Raw genomic sequence first — 24,065 nt, 5'->3', positions numbered from 1 at the left:
GATCACTTCGATCGCCGCAGCGACCAGCTGGCGGGCCATTTCCGAAAAATGTGCGCCGTCGCCTTGTTCGGGTTTAACCAAGCCGTCCGCAACCAGGGCCACGTCTCGCGCCAGCTCATGGGGCCGGATGTAGTCGAGCGGGTTGAACTGATCCTTTCCATCCTCGACGAGGCCGAAGGGGTTGAGGACGGCCACCTTGCGCCCGAGCTCTTCCCGGTGGCGGCGCGTGACGGCGAAATTCTCGCCCTTGATATCCAGGACGACGACCGGCCCCTGGTGATCGAGGATCGCCGGGATCACGGCGCTGACGCCTTTGCCGCCCCGTGTGCCGGAGACGACGAGGTGATGCCCACCGCGCCATCCCTTCGCATCGTTTTTGACGTAGCGCAGGAGCTTGCCCTTGTGCAGGGCGAGGGGCAGGCCGGTCTTGTTGCGCACAAGCTGGGCCACGTCACGCGGATCCATCCATCCCGCTTGCCACGGGCCAGTGCGCGATTTGCGGTTGCGGCCAATGCGCGGATTGAAGATCGCCACCAGCGGGGTGCTGACAGCGACAGCCACTCCGAAGGCCCCGAGCGCGAAGGAGATCGCCATGGCCTGTTTCTGGGGATCAGAATACCGCGCCAGCCCCTTGAGGCCCTCCCAGATTGCGCGGGGGAGGGGCCAGCCAGCGCCCGCCCATGTCTGGACTGTCGCCAGCACGTCGCTGAACGGGCCTCTGAGGGGCGTCAGGGCGGTGAGGACGGCCACGCACAGGCAGAACCATGCGAGGAGCTTCAGGGGTGTCCTGTGGCGCTCAGCGGTGGTCCCGAGGGTATCGAGGATGGTGGCCACGGCGATGATCGGGAAGGCATAGGTGGTCATCGGGTAGATCGCGACCGCTTGCGGAGCGAGGATCAGGGCGGCAGCGGCCAGGATCACAGCGCCGATCATGATCACCCAGTGGCGGGCTTCCAAAACAAAACTCATGACCGGTCCTCTTGCGCGTCAGGAAACAGAATCTGCCAGAGCCCCCGGTCGCGATCCCGCTGGGTGAGGCGGTCTGGCAGATAGCGCCGCACGATGCTCTGAAGAGCAGGTTCGGCGCTCAAACGGTCGAAGACCAAAGTGCCCAGGAGCCATTTGAGGCGGTCTTCGTCTTTCTTTTCGGAGAGACGCCGCCGGGCATCGAGCGCTGCGATCTGAGCGTCGAGCTGGGCTTTCTTTTCGGCCAGTTCTTTGATCCGGGCATCGGGATGGCGGCTTTGGGACATGGGGCAACCTCGGTAATAATGGGGGCGAATGTAGTGGCGGATTGATAGGTTGAAAAGAAACAAATGCGCGCTTATACGTCGTTGCACGACGTGCGCTTGCTCTGCGGTTCGGATGGCGGGGATAAATGGCAGTCGTTTGAAGGCGGCAATGCCGCCTGACGAGGGTTTCACCCTCGAACTCCCGACCAGCGCGACCAGGCGCTGGACCCTGTTTTGAAGAGAGGCGTGAGAGCTGTGGCGATCTATCATCTCAGCGCGAAAGTGATCAGCCGGGCAGGGGGCCGGTCGTCTGTCGCCGCCGCCGCCTACCGGACGGCTGGGCGGCTGCGGGATGACCGGCAAGGGTTGGAGCATGACTACAGCCGCAAGGGTGGCGTCGTGCATGCCGAAATCATGACGCCCGAGAATGCACCCGACTGGATGCGCGATCGCGACCAGCTTTGGAACGCGGTCGAGGCCGTCGAAAAGCGACGCGATGCACAGCTTGCCCGCGAGATCGAAGTTGCCCTTCCCCGCGAGCTCGATCGGAGCGCGCGCCTGGAGCTGTTGCGTGGCTTCGTGGGGCGGGAGTTTGTCGATCGCGGGATGATCGCGGACGTGGCCGTTCACGAGGGCAAAGCCCGTGACGGCCAGTCGCAGCCTCATGCGCATATCATGCTGACCATGCGCGAGCTCACGGGCGACGGGTTCGGGAAAAAGGATCGCAGCTGGAATGCGCCGGACCTGCTTATGGGCTGGCGGGAAGCCTGGGCGCGGGAGGCAAATGGCGCACTTGAGCGGGCAGGGCGGTCGGAACAGATCGACCACCGGTCCCTTGATGTGCAGCGCGCCGAGGCCGAGCAACAGGCCGAGCGGGCGCGCGGTGATCGTCAGCACGAACTGGCGCTTGAGCGTGAGAAGAAGGTGATCGAACTGAGCCGAGAGCCAGAGCCCAAAATTGGGCCATCCGCCAATGCTCAGGAGAAACGCGGTATTGCCACCGAGCGTGGCGATGCCTTCCGCGCGGCGCAGGACCGCAATGCGCAGCGCCAGGAACTGGGCTGGCGACAGCTGGAATTGCGGTTGGAGCTGATGGAACGCGGGCGCGCGTTCATTGCGTCCGCGCGCGAACGGCTGGATCAGCTTTGGGGCCGCGCTGAAGCGGCGATGTCACGGATCAAGGAGAGGGTTATGGGTGAGGTTGAGAGGCCGCAGGCTGGCGCAGAGCGGGGCGATCTCGATCACCGCCGGGCGGCGGTGTTGGGTCGCGACGTTGATCGTCCGGAGGCGCAAGCGCCGGATGTTGGGCGGGAACGCGTTGCGCCCGACGATCCCGACCGGGATCGTCGGGACGCCATTCTTGGGCGGCAGCGCGACACCGGCCAGGAGCGTGATGCGGCGGCGGCAGAGCGGGACATCGCCGCCCGTGACGGTGAGGGCCGTGATCAGGGGCGGCGGGAGTCCATTCTCGGGCGCGGGCGTGATAGTGCGCCGGAGCGCGGGCAAGGACGTGATCGCGACAGAGATAGAGATAGAGAGCGTTGAACATAGAAAGGAACCACACAGTGTTTGAAGATCGTTACCACAAAGACCAGCCCGCCGTGAAAGCGATGGCGCAGTGCATTGCGAGCAATAGCCCGCAAGTGTTCACAACCACCGACGATTGTGTTGCAGCCTACGGTCAGGAGGCTGCTGACGTGGTTGCCAAAGGTGGCCTGCTTGCAGCCCTTTGGGATATCGGGATGGATGCCGTTCCAGCGTTCTTTGAGGGAGCGGGGCGCGACCGGCCAAAGGGTCTGATGGTCAGCCCGGTTGGCACGGTTGCCTAATGTTCGGCCTTTTCAAAAAGCGAGCGCGCCAAACGCAGCCGCTTCCCAGGTACACAGACGTTTACGAAACCATGTTGTACCAAGCGCCAGAGGGCATCCCACAAGGGGCACTGCCCACTGTCTATGCATTTCGGGTGAAAGACGCATCGTTGTCGCCTGACCCCAGACCGGATTTTGTTGTTCTTGAAACCGACGATGAAGTTCATGAGTGGCAACAAGTTTTGGCCGGGCCGGTCAGCCTAAATGACGATGGGCATATCACGGACGCGCCGCTTCTCCGATGGAATGGCATTCCAAGTCTGTTGACCTCTGATGGCGAGATCGTCGCAACGTATTTTCCCGTGCGTGACGGTGAAGGGTGGCCCCCCTTGGCCCTTCAGGCGCATCCCTTTGATATGGCGTTGGCCATCAAACCTGCGCGGGATCGGTACTATTTTGAGCAAAATAAGGTTGTTGGTTTTCTGTAGTCCGTAGGAGTTTGTGACCCCGGCTGCGATGCCGGACTCGCTTTGATCGAGCAGCGTTCATTCGTTCGTAGCACAGCATCTTGATTGGCTGGAACGAAAAAGGAACATGATTGCTCTTGTGCCGACGGGAAGGGGCTCCCATATAATTGATATGGCGCTCAATTGGGGGCTGCCAGTTACGTGTTTAAACTGTCAAGGCCAACTTCCGGGGCGGTGCAGATTGCGAGTTCCATAATTCGGGCTCCTTTCGCCAGCCACGCGGGCGGCTTTGCGGCAATCCGGCAATACCACATTGCCAGGTGCGTCACAGTATACACGACCACGTCGACGACGAACGCACACCGCATAACGGCGGGGGCGGAGATGTTAAGGGTCAGTGCGTTGACCCGATGCTCCTGCCCCCTCTCGCGGAGGCTGATGGAAGACGAGTTCGATTTCACGGCCAAGGACCTCAAGCACTATCCGCACTTTGACGCGCCGATCACGCTCAGGGAAATCCGACAGCTCGTCACGGACCCCGAGCGGGTCGCGGCCAATTCATTCTACCCCTTCTTCCTATACGAAGAGTCATGGCAGCCGTACCGCTCAACGGACGCGGCGAAGCCGGACAAGAAGACGCGGCCCATACGGTACGGCGCGCGGCGCGATGCCTACATCTTCGCCTTTTACCGCCGGAAGCTCTCGCGCCTGTATGAGGTAAGGTTGCGGGACATGGGGATTGAGGACTGCCCGATCGCGTACCGCCAAGTGTTGAAGCCAGGGCGGGGCGGCGGGAAATGCAACATCGACTTTGCTAAGGATGCTTTCGATGAAATTGACCGGCTCGGGGACTGCGTTGCCGTTGCGCTGGACATCAAAGGTTACTTCGAAAATTTGGACCATGGGCGAATAAAGCGTATCTGGTGCGACCTTCTGGGGGTCGAGAAGCTGCCGCCGGATCACTACGCGGTCTACAAAAACATCACCAAGTATCGATATGTCGACCAGCGCGCGGTCTACTCGTGTCTGGGCTACTTCGGCCTGCGCGAGCGGAATGGACAGATGGTTCCCGGTTTCCTGCTTCCGTTCCGTGACATGCCTAAGCAGCTCTGTTCCAACGCAGACTTCCGCGCAAAGATTTGCGGCGGCGACCCCAAGCACCAGCCAACGCTTGTCCAGAAGAACACCCTGCCGCATGGCGTCCCGCAGGGCGCGCCCATCTCCGACCTGATCGCAAACTTCTACCTGTTGGAGTTCGACAGGGTGATGGCTGACTACGCCCGCGCGTGTGGCGGGCGGTATAAGCGTTACTCCGACGACATTTTGCTGATCCTGCCCGGCGGGAGCCCAGAAGCGCGCGCTGCCATCGACTTCGCTACGGCGGAGGTGCGAAGGCACGGCCCTGAGCTGCGGATCAAGGATGCCAAGACGTGCGTCGCCCAGTTCGCGCGCACGTCTGACGGTCTTCGCTTTCAACATCTGCGACAGCACCCTGACGAGCCTGCCAAAAACGGTTTTGAGTACTTGGGTTTCCGGTACGATGGCCGCCGGGTCTATGTCCGCGACAGCACCATCTCCCGCTTCTACGGCAAGGTGGCGGGAGCCGCGAAGCGAGACGCGAGGCGGCATGTCGAGAACAACCCCGCGATGGACGCAGGGGAACTGATAGGCAGCTTCGACTTCCCGCTGTTCTCTCAGCGATTCAGCAAAGTCAAAAAGTCGAACCTGACAAGCGACTATCGGAGCTGGACTTTCTACTCATACCTTAAGCGGTCTGCCGAGGCATTTGGCCCTAAGGGTGACCGCATCCTGAGGCAGTCGCGGGGCTTCGATGACTTCATGCGCGAGCGGGTCAGAGTGGCCGTCGTATCAGGGATCACAAAAAGAAAACCTGTGATCCCGGCAGCGAAGCCGGGCTCGCTTTGAGCGATAGACAGGGCAGGGGATCGACGGGCTGACGCCCGCTCACCCCAACCCTGACATTTTCCAAATCCTGTTGATCCGCCTGCCATCCTGGCAGGTCCGAGAAAACCGGCAAGCGCCGCCTGTGGCGTCGGTTCCGGTCGAGAATTCCGGTTCCTCCCACGCGCAGGCGCGCGGTTCCCTCCCAAATTCACGCCCTCCACCCGGTTGTCACGGCCCCGCCAAGCCGCAGGACGGGCTTTGCCCTTACCTGCTCTGCCGTTCGGAATGCATGGGCATTCCAAACAACAGAACAGGAAGGCCCGCCCATTGGCGGAAAGGGAAACAGACCTCGACCGCATCACGCGAGGAGGGTCACAAATGACCAAAGAGAAATTCGACGTTTACACCCATGTCACCAATCAGATTGTCGCGCAGATCGAGGCGGGAACGCCGCCGTGGCGCAAGCCGTGGACCGGTGGCGGGGTATCGGTCAGTTTGCCGGAACGGTTCAACGGTGAAGCCTATCGGGGCATCAACATCCTGATGCTTTGGGCCACGGCGATGACCAAGGACTACAGCTCAGCCCGCTGGATGACGTTCAATCAGGCCAAGCAGTTGGGGGGCCATGTCCGCAAGGGCGAGAAATCCGCTACCGTTGTGAAATACGGCACCGTCGAGCGCGAGGACGAGAACGGCGACGAACGCCAGATCCCCTATGCCAAGGCCTACCGGGTGTTCAACGCTGACCAGATCGAGGGCTTGCCCGCTGAATTCTACATCCTGCCCGATCCGCCCCGTGATCTTGGTACCGTTGCCGATCCCACGCTAGAGGCCTTCTTTGCCGCAACCGGAGCGCAGATCGACAGCACCGAGGAACCGCGCGCCTATTACAACATCAAGACAGACCGCATCCACTTGCCGCCAATCGCGACTTTTCACAGGGCCGCAGGATATTACGGCACCTTGGCGCATGAGCTGACCCACTGGACAGGGGCGACGAAGCGGCTGGACCGTTTGGGCCGATTCAACGATCGCAAGGCATACGCCTTCGAGGAGCTGGTCGCCGAGATTGGCAATTGCATGTTGTGCGCGCAGATTGGCGTGGAGCCTGAATTTGACCAGAGCGCGGCTTATGTCGAAGGGTGGCTTGTGGCGATGAAGGAAGACAGCCGCGCGATTTTCCGTGCCGCGTCCGAGGCGCAGAAGGCCGTGGATTACATCATGGCCCGCACCGCGCAGGCCGACCGGATGGCAGCCGAGTAACAGCCCGCACCGCCGAACGACCAAGGCCCCCGTCAGCAGGGGGGGGCCTTTTGCGTTGTGGCGTGATCCTGGTCGTGGGTGGTTTCAGGGTGACCTGTCGGCGGGCGACCAGAAGGCCACCCGCCAACAGGCCTGGCGCTTCGCGCGGACGGGCATGGCATGCCCGGTAGCCGTCGATATGGCACGCGATATCTACAAGATGGCTGATCCGGGAGGTCAGAAGCCCGGACTTTTCTAGGCAAGTGGCCGAACGACTAGATTGACAGCTCCCAAATAAGGTATGCTGTTAAGAATGGGGCACAATATAAGCGTTATCGTATGAGATTCTCAGAGATTTTTGGTCTTGGCCTAGAGCAACCACAGCTAGATTTTGTGGATATCGAGCCTGATCGCGACACTCCTCTATTTATTGACCCTTTCGCGATTTCCCTAAAGGGGGATGCTTGGTCCGAAATTTGCCATCAGCACATCACCCATTTTTTCCAAACCGCACTGGATCATATCCGCGCTGGTCGCGATCAGCAGGCACGACAGATGCTGAACGGCCTAAGCGAGCCGAACGAAACTTGCTTGGGGATGTCCCAGGGCGCTCCGGCTGGTCGCGGAGTTGGCGGGAGGCAGGCGTTCGACCTGTACGAAAGTCTTGCTGCTTCCCAAGCCGCTCAGAACGGTCTTCTCGAAGAGCTTGCTGAGTGTGACCTTTTCATTCCTGGAATCGGAAGCGACAAAATTTCCGATATCACCACCAATATCATTCGACGCCTGCTAATCGAGTACACGCAACAGCAGTGTGTGTTACATAACATTGCGCTCGATGGAGAATTTCCGTCTGGGCGTTTCTGGGACATGGACGCTGGAGCTTGGCGGCAGGAGTATGTTCAACTGCCAGTAGTCGCTCAGAATCGGCTCATATTGGTCCCGAAGTACACTGTGCGGAGAAAAATGGCCTTGGATTCCCAGGAGTTCTATTCGCATCACGTCCTAAATTTCATTCAGGAAGAGGAGTTTGCTCGTCAATCTCCACTAGTCAGAGTTTTAGCAAGCGGCGAGCGGCGACCACCGACCAAGAAAGTTTTAAAAGAGCGGTTTCCATTTTCTAAGGATTTCGTTGCGCGGTTCTCGGAAGCGCATCCTGAAGTGTTGGAGGGCTACAAGCATTTCTACGCGGAGATCGAAGGGGCTCGTGGACCGCTACGACATCAGGATTTTGACGACGAGTTTGACGAAGCGGTCTTTGCCCGAGCGTTGGCGGCGGCACTGCCGAACATCCCACCTGGAAACGCTGCGGCTGATCGCTATCACACTTTTATCATGGGAGCGCTGGAGTTCATCTTTTGGCCAAACCTGATCTATCCGAAGAAGGAGCATGAAGTTCACGAAGGCCGAAAGCGCATCGACATAACGTATACCAATGCCGCGCAGGACGGGTTCTTCTGGCGGGCTCACACAGCGCACAATATTGCATCCCGCTTGATAATGGTTGAATGCAAAAATTACAGCAAAGACCCTGCCAATCCAGAAGTTGACCAGTTGTCCGGACGTTTTGGCGCGAACAGAGGACAGCTTGGCATGCTGCTTTACCGGACGGTTGATAACTACGACCGTCTATGTGCGCGGTGTCGAGACACCGCACAAGATGGGCGTGGATACATGATCGCTCTGGGGGACGTACAAGTCATCGAGTTCCTAGACTTGATTGCAGAGGGCCAGCGCGCGGCTATCGATGCCCGCTTACAAGTGATTTTCAACCAACTGATCAACTAGTTCGAGTAAGACAGACAAGATAAAAACGGTCAGTTTTGGTTTTTCAGTGAATTCGAGTCAAAATTTGACACCGAAACCGCTGAGCTATTCTCTGGCGACAACCGTATTGTACAGGCCATAGCTCGACAGGCCCTCATGACTATCAATCCCAGTATAATTCAATGATGCATCTTCGTATCGGCGGAAGGCAAAAACTGCCTGATTCATCTGTTCTGTGTTGAACACCTTGAGCCGGACCAGAAGATGAAAATCTTGAACCGTCAGGCCAGTGACTGTCCGAAATAGGTCTGGCTCCAGCTTTGTGATCACATCCTGAAGAGTGTTTTCGCGGAAGTCAGTCAGGTACATGAACGCAGGAATGCGGGTGGCGAATTTGATCAGCTTTTCCTGGACCAACTTTCGTGCCGACTTGTATTCCTTTTCTTCAGCGGACAGCTCTTTCTTTTCTTGTGGTGTCAGGTCACGGTCTTTGGCCTTCGCCTTCAGGTCTTTGACCTTCTCACTCTTGTTGATGATGGTTTCGATGACCTTGTCGCCAAGGGCGCGCCATCCCTCGATGCGCTCGACAGCGGCCATCGCTTCGGGGTTATCCAAGATCCGGCGTAAAGTGTCGTTATCGACGTTGACCAGAAGTGCACTTTCCCATTTTCGGGCAAGCAGTGTTGCTGATGTCCCTGCCATAGCGATATCGAGTATCGCACCAGTATCGAGCTGCTCCATTACAGCTCCGTTGTAGGCTAGGACAGGTAAGAACGACACAAGCTCCTTCACTGCATTCTCAGGGTTCGCTTCGTTGGGTGACAGGCCGATCCCGTATTCTGACAACTGCCGCAATGCGCGAGTTGGCGCAAAGTCGAATACAAAGCACACTGGCTTCAGGATTTCTTCTTCATGTGGGTTGTTCCCGTTGGGGTTCTTGATGGACCAGGGTGATTGCACACGGAATGCCGCCTGAAAATATGTCTCGGGAGATTTCAGGTTCCGCAGCATGAGGATGGATGACCACTGTTTGACAGTGACGCCCGTGGTCAGCTTGCCGCATGACAGGGTTATGCTCTTGCTATCAAAACCGCTTCCGATCGCCCGACGCACGGGTGGTAAGGCTTCAAGCCCGATCCCGGCGCTCGCACCGGCGGCACTAATGACCTTGTAATCATGCCAGAACGGGTTCTGGCGCTCGGTCAACAGGTTTTCCATTGCATGACAGGCGGCCACGTTCGGCAGGAACCAGAACGAGTGTTGCAGGTAGGGCAAAAGCCGCACGTCAGAATAGGGGAACGGCGGGCGCGTTCCGGTCTTCAGGCTGTCTACAGCGCCCGGTGCATACTGCCCCCGGATGATGTCCAACCATTTCTGAACATCGCTCTTGTGCTTGAACTGCGCCTTGCTCCCGGTCCCGGTGGCTGCGAAAAACTCGTTCAGATCAAACTCGTCGAACTCTCCGGCGCTGGCAATGGCCAGCAGCTCGTCGGGCATCTGATAGGTCAGAAGCCGCATCTGCGGCAGGGCACCGTAAGGATTCCATTGATCCGGGTTTGCGGCAGCAAAGGCCGCTTTGGCGCGCTGCTCGTCGGTGTAGGTCCAGTTAAAAATCTGCTCTTCGATGAACTCGCCCGTGGACAGGGCCTTGAAGGGTGTTCCCGACAGATAGAGATAGGCCTTTGTCGTGATCGGCAGAAACTCGGTTTCAGGTTCCAGCGGCTCTTGCAGGTCCGCGATCCGGTCCTTCAGCTTTTTCGCATCCTCAAGCCGGGCTTCCTCGCGAGCGATCTCATCCTCTTCCCCTGCGAACAACTCTTTCGCTGTCTCGCGCCATGCGCCGAAATGGTATTCGTCAAAGACCACGAGGTCCCAATTTTCGGTGTGGAGCCATTCGTTTTTGGCCTTGATGTTACCGCGTGCATCGCGGCCCAGAAGGTCCTGAAAGGAGCCGAAATAGACCACCGGTTTGTTCCGGTCGATCTGCGTCGGGTCGCCGCCGGTCTTGACTGACAGATACTGCCAGCCGTCAAAATCTGCGTGGTTTTCCAGATCGCTTTGCCAGGCGTCCTCGACGGCTGGTTTGAAGGTCACGACCAGCACCCGTTTCGCCCCCATCTTCTTGGCGAGCTGATAGGAGGTGAAGGTTTTGCCGAAGCGCATTTTGGCGTTCCACAAGAAGCGCGGAACGGCGTGCATGTCCTCTTCCCAACGGGAATGATAATAGGCGTGGGTCTGCTTGACGGCCTCTGCCTGTTCTCGGCGCATGGGGAAGGTTTCGTGGTGTGTTCCGCTGAATCGCAAGCCTGTACGCAGTTCCGTCAGCACAGTCTGAACATCGGCCAGCGTGCAGCGCATCCATTCCAGCTCTGTATTCTCAAAGCCTTTGCGGACAAGCGCAGCGCGTACCTCATGGTCGGTGAAAATCGTGCCGTCTTTGCGCTCGGCGGGTTCGTTCAGTTCGATCCAGAAATTGGTGATTGCCGCCGTACGCAGCTGTTCCGCCACCCGTCGTTTCACATCCCGCGTGGTCTGACCGACCTTCAGCAGGCCTTTATGTGCCTCATCCGCGATGGAATAAGCATAGATGCGTGGCCGCGCTTTCGGTTTCGGGGAGAGGATTTCGTCGATGGTGGGTTTATGCATCGTCACCGTCATCAACTGAAACCTCACCAAACAAGTTGCCTACCAAATCCATTGGCCGGACGATTTTCTCAACGAAAGCAATCTCGTCGTCCGAAAGATCATACTTTTCGTATAGGTCCTGGTCCGTCCACTTTTTCGTCCAATCCTGTGTCGGCACGAAGGTGTAGACTTTGCGAGTGGTATCCTGTGACGGTTTATGCAGAAGGATAAGAAACCGGGTCAATCGGCAGGACAAGTAGGATAGAACGCTTTCGGCCTCATCCTTTGTTTCCAATGGCCCAATACACAAATAGGTTTCGGACGAAATTGATGCAGGCTCACCAATAAATGGTGTGCTGATAATACGGTGTGGGTAGGTGTCACGATTTCCCGTTCCTGGAGCAGCTCGCCCAGTATAAACTTTCCACTTGTCGATATACTGTAATCCGTTCGGGATTTTGCTTCGTGCAACGTATCCGGTACCGCCGTTCTGATAAATTTTCACATCATCGGCGTCACCGGTCTTCTTTCCCTTAAACGTTGTTTCTAGTCCAAAAGGCTTTCTAGAGCTGACCAATCTGTCGAACCTTTTGGCCTCTGGTAGCGAGAGCATGGCGTCTTGACCGGTTTCAACTGCCATGACTTTTTGAAGAATAGAAACGCCTTCATTGAAGCGGATGAAGACATCCGCGCCTGGCTCCAGCAAAGGCCTGGTTGCCGTTGAAACCGGCCAATCCTTAAAGTTAGTGGATACTCGACATGGGCCTGGATTTTTGTTGTTCCATAGGAAGTAGCACACCCCCCCTTTCAGGCCGACACCCGGGAAGACGTCTGCTGCGCTTAAAAAATCGTCAATGGATCGAAGGCGATTGTCAGAGAGCATGGATTCTCTGAAGTCATCCAGACCCTTTCCACCTGAAAACCACCGAGATGGAATAACCATTGTCAAATAGCGTGGTTCAAGATTCTTGGCTTGCTCAACGAACTTCTGATAGATCGGAGCAGCGCTTGTCCCGTGACCGCCATCATCCAACTGATATGGCGGATTACCTATGATTACATCAAATTGCATGTTGCCTCCAAACAGCTCGGCGATCCGAGTCTTGATATTGTCTGTATGTATGAACGCATACGCGTGGGATTCGCGGTCTTCGCCCCGGTCAAGTGTCGCTTTGCTGGCCCCGCAGTATTTGCACTTATCTTGCGTGGTCCAAGTGTGCTCTGTCCGCTCGAACCAGATGTTTCCAACTTCGCTGTTGAACCGGCGCGTCACGGAGTGTTTTCCGTTAGCGAATTTCGAGCAATAGACGCTGCGCCGCGCCATCAAGCTTGTAAGTTGGGTGGTTCCAATGCCAAAGACTTGCTGGGTCAGGATGTGGTCTACTCGCTCCTGAAGGTTCGGAATTTCGTTTTCCAGTCCTGCGATCAGGCGCTTTGTGATTTCTCGCAAGAACACCCCTGACTTTGTGAAGGGATCAAGAAATTTGACATTTTGGTCAGCCCAGATGTCCGCGCCATCATGATCGGCCGCCCAAGAGGCTGACACGGTGTCCAGCATCTGGCTGGCAAATTCCGGTGGGGTGAACACCTCGTCGTTTGACAGGTTTGCAATACAGGTCAGGACATCCGGGTTGCGCCCACGTAGGGCAAAGCCCTCTTCAACATTCATGCGGCCTCCTGCGGATTGCAGCCCATTGCGGCCAGATCACGAACGGTCATCGGCGAGTAGGTCTTGGTGGGCGTGAAAATCTCGTGCTTGCCTAGGTGCGAGAATAAGGTTCCTTCGGCGCTGAAGGCCGACGAGCCTGTTAGTACATCCAGCCGGAAATCGCGTCTTTGAAACTTACCCTTGCCCAGATACCCCCATTCGCAAAAGGTGATCGGCGCGCCATCATGCCCCTTCATCGACAGGGCATCGCCCTGGATCAGATTCAGAGACAGCACATGAGAAGCGGCCCGGTACAGATCGTCAGTCTCGTCGATCCGCAGGTAATCGGCCATCACTTCGAGCATGTTGGCGCGGCATTCGACGATGTTGTCTTCCAGAAGCTCGATGCCATAGGCGCACATAAGGGCGAGCAGTGCATATTGCCGCTTTTCAAAATCAGATTTCCCGAATTTCAATTCGACTGCACAGAGCTTCCGTTTCAGAACTTTTACAAGAAAATTACCGCTGCCGCAGGCTGGTTCCAGAAAACGCGAGTCGATCCGCTCGGACTCTTCTTTCACCAGATCAAGCATAGCATCCACCATCCATTCCGGGGTGAACACTTCGCCATGGTCGGCCACGCGTTTTTTCGACTTGATCAGGCTCATAGTTTATTCATGTCAGCAGGAAACACTTTATCCAAGGAAGTATTGATTATTATGATGAAATGACCGGGCTTTCCCGCACCAGCGCGTCCATCACTCTAGGCGTTCTGCGATCCACATCTTGATCAGCGCCTGACGGGTGATGCCGAGCTTCTGGGCCTGCCGGTCCAAACCGGCGACAACCCAGGTCGGGAAATCCACGTTCACCCGCTTGGCCTCAACATTGAGGCGGCGAGCCTTTGTCCAATCGACATGGGCGGACATGTCTTCGCCCGCGTCGAAGCGTTCGTCGAATTCAGTCGCCTTCATAGTGGTCAATCTCCTGCTTGCGAGCGCGGCGCACGGAGATGATCCGCACCCGGTCGCTCCGGTATGTATAGACAGCCGTCCAGTGCCTGGCCCCGATCATGCCAACCGCCAGAAAGCGCGGCTCATCCGCGACGATGGCGGGGGCCTCGATCAGATAAGGATCATCCCAGAGAGCCTGGGCCTCATCAAAGTCGATCCCGTGTTTTTCACGGTTCGCGGCGCTCTTGTCGGGGTCATACTCGAACTTCATGAGAGGTAATATATGCTGAAAATGGTATAATTACTATACCTTTCAGCCACCCCCGGCGACGAGATTATTCAGCTAATAAGCAGCAACGCCGCCCGCATGTCCTAAGGACATGCGGGCGGCGTTGCTAGGCTGTCAAGAGCCTTGTCCGGGTCCATCAAGCCATCACTCAAACATCGCCAGTTGCTGGGGCTCCACCCAATAACCGCGCTGGCGCTTGGCCGCTTCCAGCGTGATCAGAGCCGCGACCGCCTGGTTTTCATCCGCGAACCAATCCATCCGGACCTGACCGCCCTGCCCTATCCGGCCCCATTCCCGGTAGAGCGTCCATTCGCCAAACAGGTTGGGCAAGACGGCCATCCGGTAAAACCGGGCGACGTTCTTTGCTGGCAGTCGTTTTTCGAGATAGGTCCGCATGGGTCAGAGATGATACTTGCGCGCGATTTCCAGGGCTTCGGCCTGTTCAGTGCCGATGTATTCCTTGGTGCTTTCGATGCTGGCATGACCGAGCAAGAGTTGGGCCGCGCGCAGATTGCCGGTCTGCTGATAGATATGGGTCGGGAAGGTCCGGCGCAGCGAATGCAGGCCATAGAGGCTGGGGTCGAGGCGGGCCTTTTCCAGCCAGGACTTGAACAGCCGCCAGAGCTGGCTTTCGCTGAGGTGGGTGTGGGACCATCGTGCCCCCTGCCCCGTGAACAGCCAGCTGTGCAGCGGCTTTTCAGAGTCGGCGAGATAAGCCCGCAAACTGTCGCGCGTCCCTGAGGACAGCCGCGCCTGGACCGGGCGCGCGTTGCGCGTCTCGGTTTTCTTCTGACGGATTTCCACGATCTCGCGCACCCCTGCCGGGGTGGCCACGTCCGCGACCCGCAAGCGCACCAGATCAGAGCCCCGGAAGCTGGTATCGAGGGCCACGTTGAACAGCGCCAGATCGCGCAGGGCGCGGTCCTGGCGCAGCAGCAGCCGGATCAGAGCGACCTGGTCCGGCGTCAGGGGTGGCTTCTTGCCCACCACGCGGCCCTTGTTCCAGGTTGTCGCGGAGGCGGCAGACATAGTGCGAATCCTTGCGAGCTTTTAAGATACAATGACCCTAAACCTTGCATGATGGAAGTGACCTATCGCGGGATTTGTGGTTTTCCCCCTGTTTTCATGATGTTTTGATCTAGACTTTCATGCGAGCTTTTATTCAAAAGCTCGCATGGACCCGTAGGCGATGATTGCGCAATTCGCGAATGCCGTTCGACATGATCGGCCCTAAGCGGCCTTTCCGTCCCAAGAGCCGTCATCCAACTCAGAAGTGAACGGCCTGCGCGGCATTTCGTGCAGGTTCGATCGACTACCGGGTCAGAAGGGCAAATTAACGAGAGCCTTCTTCATTTTGCTTTTGGGGGCTTGCTAGATTTGCTAGGTTTGAGGGACGGTGTATTCCCTGGTGTGGTTTTGTTATCCCGGCGGCGCTGATCTGGTTTCCCTGTTGATTTTGCTATCGGCTTTGGTCCTGGTTTAAGTGCCATGAATGCTAACCTTCTTTGGTTTAAAAAATTAAGTCTGCGCGTACCTTCTTACTGGACTTTAGGACACAGCGATACTGTGTAACAGTCCGCACGAGTTCTAGCTGAAGTCAAGGTTGAATGGATATTCATACAGTACGGGACGTAGGGCTGAGCGGAACGGTGAGGTAGCTGCCATCGGTGCAAGCGGCAGCGAATGACCGCCCTTCGTGCCGAATGCTGCATCTGCGATGCTCGACTGGTAACGTTTGATGCAAGCTTATAACGTAAAGCTCGCATGATAACTAGAAGGGTTCTGTTGTGACGTCGCTAACTGTGACCAACAAAATTCTCTTTATTTGCAGGGATGTGGCCGTAAGGTTGCCTATGAAGCCAAGTAGGATAGCAAAATGAAAATTAGGATCAGCCAGTTCATTGATTTTGCATACGGAGACAAGCGTAAGGATAAGGCTAAAGCCCGAAGCATAATTGACGATTTCAATCTGCCGTATGACCCCATCAAGGATCGCTACAAACAATTTCGCGAAGCAATGACTGCCCTTGAAGAACAGAAGATCACAGCCAAACAGTTTTTGGACCTACATTCTAGCGTTTCCGCAAATAAGTCTGCTGGATACAAAGTGCTGTGCCAAAACTACCTTGATTTAAAGGAGGATCATGCGCTCATTTGGCAGGGGCGCAGCCCTATTGAGGCAAATATTTCTGGACTAAACATCACAACAGCTTGGTACTTGCGCACAGAAGAAAACAATCAGCGAAGAATTATTTTCTTACACTTTGGAAAAGAACAATTACCGAGAAAGAAGGAGCGAGGCTTTCTAACTGTACTACGATTGGCGAAGCCAGATTCGGCGGGAGTCGGCATTCTCAATATCCAAGCCGGTACTCTGATAACCGCAACGCGGCTGGATCAAAGCGAAGCTGATTATCTGCATGAGCGAGCCGCCAAATTCATGGAACTTGCCAAGGCCATCCAGGCAGGCGGCTAGCAGTTTAGGTCGCCTTGTCGGTTGGGCGGCGGGACATTAGAAATCTAACGCTTTGAGGCGACATATACGGCTCGAAAGAAGGCTTACGCTACTGTTTGCAAATTAAAAATCAGTCGAAGTTTATCGCTTCGAAGAACCCTTTCAGACCATTCTGGAACGGATCGAGCGCATCTGTTCGCTCTTCGGCCCAGACGATCCACTCGCTGAGAGGTCTATCTTCAATGGCGGTATCACCCTCAATTTGCAGGCGGTGGCGTAGTTCGTCGATGAACGCCATAAGCCGATCGCGCTCCCGCCAGTTGTTTGCGTGCTCCTGAAACCGACACCAGCGCTTGTGGTCTATCTCCAGCTGTCTTTGGCGCTCACGGCGTTCTGCCTGCTCTTGTTCGTAGCGGCGGTGCCATTCTGCGCGCTCCCGCGCCTCCTCTGCCAAAAGCGGCCCTGCCGCGATAATGGCGCTTACAATATCAGGCAGCATAATCGCCATCTTCTTCTTGGGCGTTTCAATCCAGTCGCGACTGCGGCCATTGACGTAGGTGTCGAACCTCACGCGCAGAAAACCAGAGGAAACAAGGCCTGTTTGGTGGTGATGAGGAAGGGCCGTCCACTTCCCTGCCCCTTCCATGATCTTTGTCGCCCTCGACATTTTCTCAGCGATTACGCACTTGAGCTCTTGCCCGCTGACAAGGAACGCCACCTTGCCTGTAAGCTTGGCTTCGCCGATCTGTCCCCCTTGCTTCTCGATCGCGCGAAACAGGGTGCTTGTCACCCTGAAGCGATATCGGTCACGCGCAGTGAGGTCGCTGATATGAGGAAGTGACCCTCCCCAAAAGTCGCGCGACCGTTGCCGGTTTTCCGCTCGACGGCTCTCCTGTAGCTGACGGTGCTCTGCGACCCATGCCTTCACCTTCGGGTGCAGCGCTCGCATATGGTCAAGGCTTTCGTCGTCTTCATCGAAGGGTGGTAGTTTCGCAACGGACTCAGCGTCGCGAGATGGGACGGACGCAGGTACTGGCGGTCTACCACTGCCCCGCGCTGGCTTGATTGAAGGGGAGGTCTTTTCGGGCGGTTCGAATGACGGCAAAGGAGGCATTTCAGGAGCACGGCCAACGGCCTTTTTCTGCCAGTAGCCCAAGGGTGGCGTAGGGATTTGGCGCTTTCGACAAAGAGCGGCCAAGCCTGGCCCGTTCGTCGCGAGTTGGGCACCAAGCTTGCTCATGGGGGTCTGCCAGACCAGTTCGTAAAGTTCCTCGCGAGAAATTTCCTCTGCGGGGCGGGTAACGATGTCATCCATGTGAGCCCTTTCTCTCTCGTAAATTCTCCATGAAATTGACTGCCGCCTTCGTACCACCCCTTTACTTGTACTTAATGTTGTACATATAGAGGGAAGCAAAGGAGAGTCGACATGGATGTTATGACCTACTCAGACGCACGAGCTCAACTGAAGGGCGTCATGGATCGAGCGATCCACGACAAGCAGGAAGTTATCGTGACGCGCAAGAAGGGCGAGTCCGTTGTGGTCGTGTCCTTGGACACTTGGAACGCCGTCAACGAGACGTTGCACCTCTTGTCCACACCGAAAAACGCATCCCGCTTGCGCGCCTCCATCGCGCAACTCGATGCCGGAGCTGGCGACGAGCGTGAGCTGACTGAGTGAAGCTGGTTTTCTCCGATCAGGCCTGGGAAGACTATCAATACTGGGTCAGCACCAACGACAAGATACGTGATCGGATCAATGAGCTGATCAAGCAATGCAAGCGGACCCCCTTCAAAGGAACCGGCAAGCCAGAGCCTTTGAAGGGTGATCTTATGGGCTGGTGGTCACGGCGAATTTCTCGGGAAGATCGAATGGTCTACCGCGTCAGCGGGGCTGGCGATGGCCAGAGCCTAGAGATTGCACAACTGCGGTTTCATTACTGAATTTCCTGTCTGTTGCCCCGTAGAGCTGGCTGTGAACAGACAAGAGCGCCGGAAGGACAGTAAGCGCCGCTCAACGAGCAAGGGGGTTAGCTCTACAGCTTCTCGCCAGTTTTACTTTCGTGCCATTCGCGTATGCGCATGCATAGAAGGCCGACCAACGGCGCTTCGAATAAGGAAATAGTCCTATCATCTGGCGCAAACGAAGGCGCTTCGTACTGGTCCATCGACCAAGTGCCGATAACCTCTCCGTCACGGGTCACGACTGAGCCATCATCGCAGAGATTGATCGGATAGATCAAAGCTCCATCAGACGGGACGCCGTAGCGCTGCCACGCTTCTCGAAGCGAGTCTCCCGTCAGCTGCGTTGGAGGATCAAGCGGCGGCAACTCGGGCTTCGGCTCGCGCTTCCCGGTTTTCCTCCGTTGTTTCCCCTGCCGCCAAGGTGGTGAAGGGTTTTCAGCTGCGCGCTCCATTTGCCGACGAAGGTTTCCCTCGTCGAAAGCACCGCCTGCACTGAGCTGATCCTGAAAGACGGCAGCGTAGCCGATAATTTCTGGCATCCGTCCCTCGCTCGCGGGGATGCTGGGGATCGATGTGTTGAACTTCGGTGCGAAGGAACGAATGGCTGTGCTTTCTCTTTCGTGCATTTCGTCAGGTGGGCAGGGTGCCAAAGCGAGAGACCACGGCAGTGATACATCAGAAACACGGTGGTAGAAGCGGCCCAAGCTATCAATCGGTCGCTCCGTCAGGTCCCATGACTGCCCGATATAGACAATCTCCTCCGCGCAGCCGATCAAGTAAATGCCGCTTCTCTGCTTGAGCCCAGCGTAAAGAGCATTCAGATTTCGATGCGGATTGCGGACAAAGACCTGCCGCCTCCATGCTACGAATTGTTTATGGTTGTTCAGCATCTAAGCCTATCGTCAGTCCGTCTGTGATCATCTTTCGTCATTGGCCTCAATGGCTTAATATCTATGCCTCACCATCCCACAAACCCACATTTGTTCATTTATGGGTCGCGGTGGGTTTTGCCTGACGGGTAGCCAATGATGGTGCCTGTGGCCGGATCAACAATTTTCTCAATGTCTTCTTGCAGGCCTTGCGTCCGGATCATTGAAAAAATACGGATTTCTGCATCCGGGCAGACAGCTCGAAGGAGCTCTGCGCAAGCAAAGCTTGTCCGCCCCATAGTCAGAACATCATCCACGATGGTGATCTTGTTCGGTACAAAGAACGGTCTCTCCGCTTCGATGCTTTCCAGGTGAATAGGGACAAGTGGCCTTTCCGCCGCCGGTGAGTTCGACGAACGCGGTATAGCCCTAGTTCTTTTCAGATAGGTTTGCACATCCTGACCAAACCCGTGCTCGTGCAACACGTCGCAGATCACCTTGGCAGGCCAAAGCGCCCCATCGGGGAGCGGCGCAGAGCGCGGCACCGGCACCAGGGTGACATCTGGACCGAGAAAAGGCCTCAGAGCGTCCGCCTTTGGGTCTTGCAGGTGCGGAACGGCCGAGGCGATGACATCAATCCGGCCAGCCTTGATCGCGCCACAAGCTTTTCGAGAGGTTACAGATAGTTCCGTGGTACCGCGTGGGGAATAATTGGCGAAGGTGCCATACTCATAGCTCGAAGGCACGAACGCCCCCGGCAGTGTAGTTCGGAATATCGAGCAGGATATCGGGCAGGTCTTCGCGGCGGAGTACTTGCGCCCCGTACTCGATAAGCTGTTTTGGCCAGGTCAGGTTCGGATTAGTGGCGACGTTGTCGAGCAGGTAGAGGTCCCGGCCAAGCCGGATAGCTTCCCAACCCTGGTGGCGTGTACCGCTCTTCTCGCTTGCCTCGATCACGATGGTCGCGTCGCAGATGAGCGCCATCGTCCGGTTGCGGCGCGGAAAATTCTCGCTCTTGCCTGGATAACCTTCGGGAAACTGAGAAATCGCTAGGTGATGACGCTTGATCTCTTCAAGTAGACCGGCATTCTTGGCCGGGTACGCCTTGGATAGAGGCGTGCCGAGCACCGCAATAGTGCGCCCGCCCTCGTCTATCGCCGTTCTATGCGCCACCGTGTCGATGCCTTCGGCTAGGCCACTGACGACGATGATACCCTGTTGCACCAAGGCACGGGTGACAGCCTGTGCTCGTTTGATGCCGTCCGGGGTGGCTTTTCTTGAGCCGACAATCGCCACGCGCGAGCCTTCGGTCAAAAGCGCAATATCACCCGCCGTGTACAACACGTCTGGCGCGTTCTTTTCTTCGATCGGGCCGAATGGCCCAAGGGCTTCTCTCGTTCTCAGCTCTGCATGCATTCTCATCATGCGGTGACGTTTCTTGCGCCACCGCCCTCCCCTCTGTTTTTAAGCCACAAATCCCACTTGCACAATATTTCACACAAACCCACATTTGTGCTTTTGTTCATTTGCGGGTTATACCCGCGTCCTCTTCCAATTCTTGCGTGCGCTGCTGAATGAAGGCTTGGAGTTCACCAACCATTTTCCGATCCGTCGCACTGCACGCCGTCTTGAACCGCGTGTGCAGGCTCGCCGGAAGGTCCAGGCTCAAGCGCTTGGTCGACTCATCCGGCACGGTCTTGACGACCGGCTTGTCTGTCCGTGTTGTGTCATGCCCTGCCCCGCCACGTTCAAACGCGAGGATTTGGTCATCCGTTGGCTGCTGCTTCGGCTTCGGAGCCGCCGAAAATGTCTTCTTCGACATACCGCTCAATCTCTTTCGTTAGTTGGTTGATTTCGCGGGCTGCATTGCTATCGCCAGCCCACTCGAAAATCGTTTGCCCCATGGTCATACCTTCAGCGAAGGCCACCCGTTGCTCAATCTCACTGGCCAGGATTGGCAAACCCGCCTCGGCAGCCATGTTGCGAATATCTCGCCCTATGACAGTTTTCCCTATCTTGCGGGAAACCACAAACCCACATTTTAAGGATGGCTTGAATTCCTGCGCCTCTTTGACTTGACGCACTGTCAGGTCAGATGCCCACGTCGAGAGGCCGGACGGCTCGATAGGCAACGCCACAAAGTCAGATGCAACGATACAAGATCGGGCAATCTCTTCCGCGTGCGGCGGGCCGTCGATGACAGTGTGAGTATAGTCCTGGGCAAGCTTGAGCGCATCCCGCGCCATATTCGCCCGTGCCATGCTGACAACCTGGAAGGGCGCATCTTCGCGCAGGCTCGCCCATGTTGTGGCCGAGCCTTGCTTGTCAGCGTCGATCAGCAGCACCCGGTGGCCTTGGCGTGCCAGACAGCTCGCCACGTTCACCGATAGGGTGGTTTTGCCGACGCCGCCTTTTTGGTTCAGGAAAGATATGATCATGAATATATTTCACCACATTCGTGGGAAGGCGTAAAGTCACAAACCCACATTTGTGCGTTTTAACTCTGGTATGCGCCTCGCTTATTGCAGAAGGCCAGAAAGTGCTTATCGGCATCCTTCACGTCGATAGCCTTGTCATGCACCCATGACCGCCACTCGTTTTCCAGCACGTAGACGTCCCACCCGGGCGCAAGACGCCGCGCCTCATCATGTGTGTCTGGTTTTCTGAATCGCAGCGCCAGGAAGGAGGGGGCGACCACCGCCTCAGCCCCCTTGGGGCGAAAGACAACATTATCGCTTTCGATGCTCATAGTGTAGTCGGGGAGATGGTCGTGCACCGCGTCATCCTCGATGATCTTCGAAATCAATCGCCTGAATTCTTTCGTGGTTGAGCCTGACCCGCACTTGTCGCGCAAGAGTTCGAGCCCACACTTCCACTTGGGTTGTGCGCCGCAATGCTTACGGGCCAGTTCATAGAGCCGCCGTTCAAGCGGTTTTCGGAGGAAAAAATACTGCTTGTTCAATGTCAGAACATGATTGTTCTCGATGGCATCAAACACCCAATCCGACAGTGTGATCTCGACATCCTGCATCCGACCGTCACGTGTCTCCCGAACGATTTCCGCGGACTCGATCAGGCCGAACACCTTAAAATATTCCTTGCCACCTTGGCGGATATTCGTCTCGATCTGCGTGCCTTGCAGACGCCGCAGCGCATCCTTCAAGAGCTGATAGCCTTGGCCCGAGGTCTGACGGTTCGTCGCCACCAGCAAATCATGAGCCTTGAACCGCATCGACCGGTTGACTTTGCGGCCTTCATTGAGTGCAGCCATGCACTGACTGATACAGTAGATCAGCACGTCACGGTCATGGACTGTGGCCAGCCCGTAGCGTGACGGTGAAACCTCAATCGAATTATCACCATTCTGGTAGCGTCGCGGCTTCATGTCCGGCTTGGTCGAGAGGGTAAACACTGGATGTTCCATCGAGGCCATGTCGCCCTTCGGCACCGCGTCCACAATGTCGCAAACGAACAGGTCTTTTTGCGGATGCCGGTCCGGCAGGAGCGGGGAGCGTGCATTCGTCATTTCACACACCCTCTGCTCAGCTCACGATTCGTCATTTCACACACCATGGCTCACTATCGTCATTTCACACACCGATCGTCAAGAGTCGTCATTTCACACACCAACAGCCTGTGGATAACTTTTCTAAGCTATCGTCATTTCACACACCCAGATTCGTCATTTCACACACCAAACTTCGTCATTTCACACACCGACCTTCTGGAAAACATTATTTGTTTCAAGGTGTTATTGGCCATTTTCCAAGGTGTAACTCTATTATAACTCTATTTAACTCCCTCAGAACGCGAAGCCTTTAACAAAACTCCAACGCCCAACTTTCAATTCAGCGGGTTCTGATCGAACCTTCCACGGTAGATCTTGCTCTTAAAATACACATTCTGCTTCGCCTTGAGCGGGTTGCGGTTACCCACCAACAGCAGCAGATCATCTGCCTTCATACCCGTGATCTGCTCAGCCGTCATGAGCTTCTGTCGCTGCTCTGAGTAGGAAAAATCCCGGCCTTCGTTCGGCGCTTTGCCCTCTCGAATTTGCTGAGAATAGACGGTGCTTTCCCCGAGGTGGCGCGCGGCCCATTCGGCAGTTTCGATATCGTTGAGGTTGAAGACGCGCTTGGTGATACAGGAGCCAAAGATCGAGCGTGCATCATTTGGCCCGTAGGCTTTTTCGACCTGACCCGTGTCTTGGGTGACGAACAGCGCTTCGACACCGGCACCGGCTGCGACATTGGCGATGTTCATGATCTGCTCCATGCGGCCCATCCGCACAAATTCATCGAGAACCAACAGGATCGGAGCCTTGACCTTGCGCCGCCCGTCCTGGCGCACAACCGTGCCCAGGACAAGGTTGATGAACAGGCGCATAAAGATCGCTTGCTTGTCCACCTGGTCGAGCGGCACCGCGATAAAGAGATCGACCCGATCATCGAGAAGATCATCCATGCGGAAGCTGGACCCAGCCAGGAAGTGGCGCATGTTGTCGGACTGCATCCACTCAAAAGCTTTTGAGACCGCTGTCTGAATCGACCCGCGTTCTCTGTCTCCCGCGCGCAGAATGGTGGCGGCGGTCTGGGCCGGGCGGTGGCCGACAAGGTCGCCATTTTCAGCCCAGGCCTCAAGCGTGCCGTCGAGGTTTGCTGACAGAAGCAGATCGGCGACGGCGATCAGATTGCGCCGGTTCAGTTCTTCCTGCGTCACGATCACTTCGATCGCCGCAGCGACCAGCTGGCGGGCCATTTCCGAAAAATGTGCGCCGTCGCCTTGTTCGGGTTTAACCAAGCCGTCCGCAACCAGGGCCACGTCTCGCGCCAGCTCATGGGGCCGG

General features: G+C 56.6%; 26 protein-coding genes. 9 read left to right on the top strand and 17 right to left on the bottom strand.

The genetic code is table 11. The features are described from left to right. Both HKX44_RS19690 and HKX44_RS19685 read right to left on the bottom strand, forming a co-directional pair. The coding region (locus tag HKX44_RS19690; RefSeq protein WP_276155662.1) for a type IV secretory system conjugative DNA transfer family protein at positions 1 to 969 on the bottom strand (969 nt) is incomplete at its 3' end. Continuing rightward, entirely contained in the window at positions 966 to 1,424 is a 459-nt protein-coding gene (locus HKX44_RS19685; protein ID WP_276153056.1) for a hypothetical protein, read from the bottom strand. The genes HKX44_RS19685 and HKX44_RS19690, both read right to left, overlap by 4 nt. A gap of 63 nt (positions 1,425 to 1,487) precedes the next feature. Here HKX44_RS19685 and mobQ point away from each other — a divergent pair, with 63 nt between their 5' ends. The 6 genes from mobQ (at position 1,488) to HKX44_RS19655 (ending at position 8,439) form a co-directional block, all read left to right on the top strand. Continuing rightward, positions 1,488 to 2,777 (top strand): MobQ family relaxase, encoded by a 1,290-nt coding sequence (mobQ, locus tag HKX44_RS19680; RefSeq protein ID WP_276153057.1) that lies wholly within the window; start codon positions 1,488 to 1,490, stop codon positions 2,775 to 2,777. 20 nt (positions 2,778 to 2,797) lie between these two features. Next, on the top strand, positions 2,798 to 3,061 hold the full coding sequence (locus HKX44_RS19675) for a hypothetical protein (RefSeq protein ID WP_276153058.1): 264 nt from the start codon (positions 2,798 to 2,800) through the stop codon (positions 3,059 to 3,061). A 71-nt stretch (positions 3,062 to 3,132) separates the two neighbouring features. Next, a complete protein-coding gene (locus tag HKX44_RS19670; RefSeq protein WP_276153059.1) occupies positions 3,133 to 3,528 on the top strand; it encodes a hypothetical protein in 396 nt (131 codons plus the stop codon). A gap of 417 nt (positions 3,529 to 3,945) precedes the next feature. After that, positions 3,946 to 5,433 (top strand): reverse transcriptase domain-containing protein, encoded by a 1,488-nt coding sequence (locus HKX44_RS19665; protein ID WP_276153060.1) that lies wholly within the window; start codon positions 3,946 to 3,948, stop codon positions 5,431 to 5,433. A gap of 357 nt (positions 5,434 to 5,790) precedes the next feature. Beyond that, a complete protein-coding gene (locus HKX44_RS19660; protein WP_276153061.1) occupies positions 5,791 to 6,675 on the top strand; it encodes a zincin-like metallopeptidase domain-containing protein in 885 nt (294 codons plus the stop codon). 318 nt (positions 6,676 to 6,993) lie between these two features. Next, positions 6,994 to 8,439, top strand: coding sequence for a hypothetical protein (locus HKX44_RS19655; protein ID WP_276153062.1), 1,446 nt, complete (start codon positions 6,994 to 6,996; stop codon positions 8,437 to 8,439). A gap of 84 nt (positions 8,440 to 8,523) precedes the next feature. Here the strand turns inward: HKX44_RS19655 and HKX44_RS19650 are convergent, their stop codons facing one another. From HKX44_RS19650 to HKX44_RS19620, 7 genes are all read right to left on the bottom strand, one after another. After that, the gene (locus tag HKX44_RS19650) at positions 8,524 to 10,776 is read right to left on the bottom strand and encodes a DEAD/DEAH box helicase family protein (RefSeq protein ID WP_276153063.1); all 2,253 of its coding nucleotides are present in this window, start codon (positions 10,774 to 10,776) and stop codon (positions 8,524 to 8,526) included. Between the two features lie 280 nt (positions 10,777 to 11,056). Then, positions 11,057 to 12,712, bottom strand: coding sequence for an Eco57I restriction-modification methylase domain-containing protein (locus tag HKX44_RS19645; protein WP_276153169.1), 1,656 nt, complete (start codon positions 12,710 to 12,712; stop codon positions 11,057 to 11,059). Continuing rightward, on the bottom strand, positions 12,709 to 13,359 hold the full coding sequence (locus HKX44_RS19640; RefSeq protein ID WP_276153041.1) for a DNA methyltransferase: 651 nt from the start codon (positions 13,357 to 13,359) through the stop codon (positions 12,709 to 12,711). Before HKX44_RS19640 ends, HKX44_RS19645 begins: the two co-directional genes overlap by 4 nt. 90 nt (positions 13,360 to 13,449) lie before the next feature. Further along, complete coding sequence (locus tag HKX44_RS19635; protein ID WP_066009074.1) at positions 13,450 to 13,665, bottom strand: CopG family transcriptional regulator; 216 nt, start codon at positions 13,663 to 13,665, stop codon at positions 13,450 to 13,452. After that, the gene (locus HKX44_RS19630; RefSeq protein ID WP_276153042.1) at positions 13,652 to 13,915 is read right to left on the bottom strand and encodes a BrnT family toxin; all 264 of its coding nucleotides are present in this window, start codon (positions 13,913 to 13,915) and stop codon (positions 13,652 to 13,654) included. Before HKX44_RS19630 ends, HKX44_RS19635 begins: the two co-directional genes overlap by 14 nt. 162 nt (positions 13,916 to 14,077) lie before the next feature. Next, positions 14,078 to 14,329: a WGR domain-containing protein gene (locus tag HKX44_RS19625; RefSeq protein WP_276153043.1), complete on the bottom strand. Its 252-nt coding sequence runs from the start codon at positions 14,327 to 14,329 to the stop codon at positions 14,078 to 14,080. A gap of 3 nt (positions 14,330 to 14,332) precedes the next feature. Next, positions 14,333 to 14,962, bottom strand: coding sequence for a tyrosine-type recombinase/integrase (locus HKX44_RS19620; protein ID WP_276153044.1), 630 nt, complete (start codon positions 14,960 to 14,962; stop codon positions 14,333 to 14,335). A gap of 847 nt (positions 14,963 to 15,809) precedes the next feature. On the opposite strand from HKX44_RS19620, the gene HKX44_RS19615 reads away from it, so the two are divergent. Then, on the top strand, positions 15,810 to 16,409 hold the full coding sequence (locus HKX44_RS19615) for a hypothetical protein (RefSeq protein WP_276153045.1): 600 nt from the start codon (positions 15,810 to 15,812) through the stop codon (positions 16,407 to 16,409). 109 nt (positions 16,410 to 16,518) lie between these two features. On the opposite strand, the gene HKX44_RS19610 is transcribed toward HKX44_RS19615, so the two are convergent. Beyond that, the gene (locus HKX44_RS19610; protein WP_276153046.1) at positions 16,519 to 17,703 is read right to left on the bottom strand and encodes a hypothetical protein; all 1,185 of its coding nucleotides are present in this window, start codon (positions 17,701 to 17,703) and stop codon (positions 16,519 to 16,521) included. A 111-nt stretch (positions 17,704 to 17,814) separates the two neighbouring features. Here HKX44_RS19610 and HKX44_RS19605 point away from each other — a divergent pair, with 111 nt between their 5' ends. Both HKX44_RS19605 and HKX44_RS19600 read left to right on the top strand, forming a co-directional pair. Further along, positions 17,815 to 18,066 (top strand): type II toxin-antitoxin system prevent-host-death family antitoxin, encoded by a 252-nt coding sequence (locus HKX44_RS19605; protein WP_276153047.1) that lies wholly within the window; start codon positions 17,815 to 17,817, stop codon positions 18,064 to 18,066. Then, positions 18,063 to 18,329: a Txe/YoeB family addiction module toxin gene (locus HKX44_RS19600; protein ID WP_276153048.1), complete on the top strand. Its 267-nt coding sequence runs from the start codon at positions 18,063 to 18,065 to the stop codon at positions 18,327 to 18,329. The genes HKX44_RS19605 and HKX44_RS19600 overlap by 4 nt, the downstream gene beginning before the upstream one ends. Before the next feature lie 92 nt (positions 18,330 to 18,421). Here the strand turns inward: HKX44_RS19600 and HKX44_RS19595 are convergent, their stop codons facing one another. The 7 genes from HKX44_RS19595 to HKX44_RS19565 all read right to left on the bottom strand — a co-directional run. Beyond that, positions 18,422 to 19,240, bottom strand: a complete 819-nt coding sequence (locus HKX44_RS19595) for a hypothetical protein (RefSeq protein WP_276153049.1) — start codon at positions 19,238 to 19,240, stop codon at positions 18,422 to 18,424. A gap of 98 nt (positions 19,241 to 19,338) precedes the next feature. Continuing rightward, complete coding sequence (locus HKX44_RS19590; RefSeq protein WP_276153050.1) at positions 19,339 to 19,965, bottom strand: phosphoribosyltransferase; 627 nt, start codon at positions 19,963 to 19,965, stop codon at positions 19,339 to 19,341. Then, complete coding sequence (locus tag HKX44_RS19585; protein WP_276153051.1) at positions 19,949 to 20,635, bottom strand: DNA-processing protein DprA; 687 nt, start codon at positions 20,633 to 20,635, stop codon at positions 19,949 to 19,951. Before HKX44_RS19585 ends, HKX44_RS19590 begins: the two co-directional genes overlap by 17 nt. A gap of 106 nt (positions 20,636 to 20,741) precedes the next feature. Then, a complete protein-coding gene (locus HKX44_RS19580) occupies positions 20,742 to 21,041 on the bottom strand; it encodes a hypothetical protein (RefSeq protein WP_276153052.1) in 300 nt (99 codons plus the stop codon). Continuing rightward, on the bottom strand, positions 20,986 to 21,657 hold the full coding sequence (gene parA, locus HKX44_RS19575; protein ID WP_276153053.1) for a ParA family partition ATPase: 672 nt from the start codon (positions 21,655 to 21,657) through the stop codon (positions 20,986 to 20,988). The genes HKX44_RS19580 and parA overlap by 56 nt, the downstream gene beginning before the upstream one ends. A 59-nt stretch (positions 21,658 to 21,716) precedes the next feature. Further along, a complete protein-coding gene (locus HKX44_RS19570; protein WP_276153054.1) occupies positions 21,717 to 22,745 on the bottom strand; it encodes a replication initiator protein A in 1,029 nt (342 codons plus the stop codon). A 317-nt stretch (positions 22,746 to 23,062) separates the two neighbouring features. After that, a partial coding sequence (locus tag HKX44_RS19565; RefSeq protein ID WP_276155661.1) for a type IV secretory system conjugative DNA transfer family protein occupies positions 23,063 to 24,065 on the bottom strand: 1,003 nt, incomplete at its 5' end.

The sequence above is a fragment of the Sulfitobacter sp. M05 genome (genome assembly GCF_029285175.1).
Classification (GTDB): Bacteria; Pseudomonadota; Alphaproteobacteria; order Rhodobacterales; family Rhodobacteraceae; genus Sulfitobacter.
Note: the sequence above shows the minus strand (reverse complement) of the source record. Positions and strands in the feature narration are given on the sequence as shown.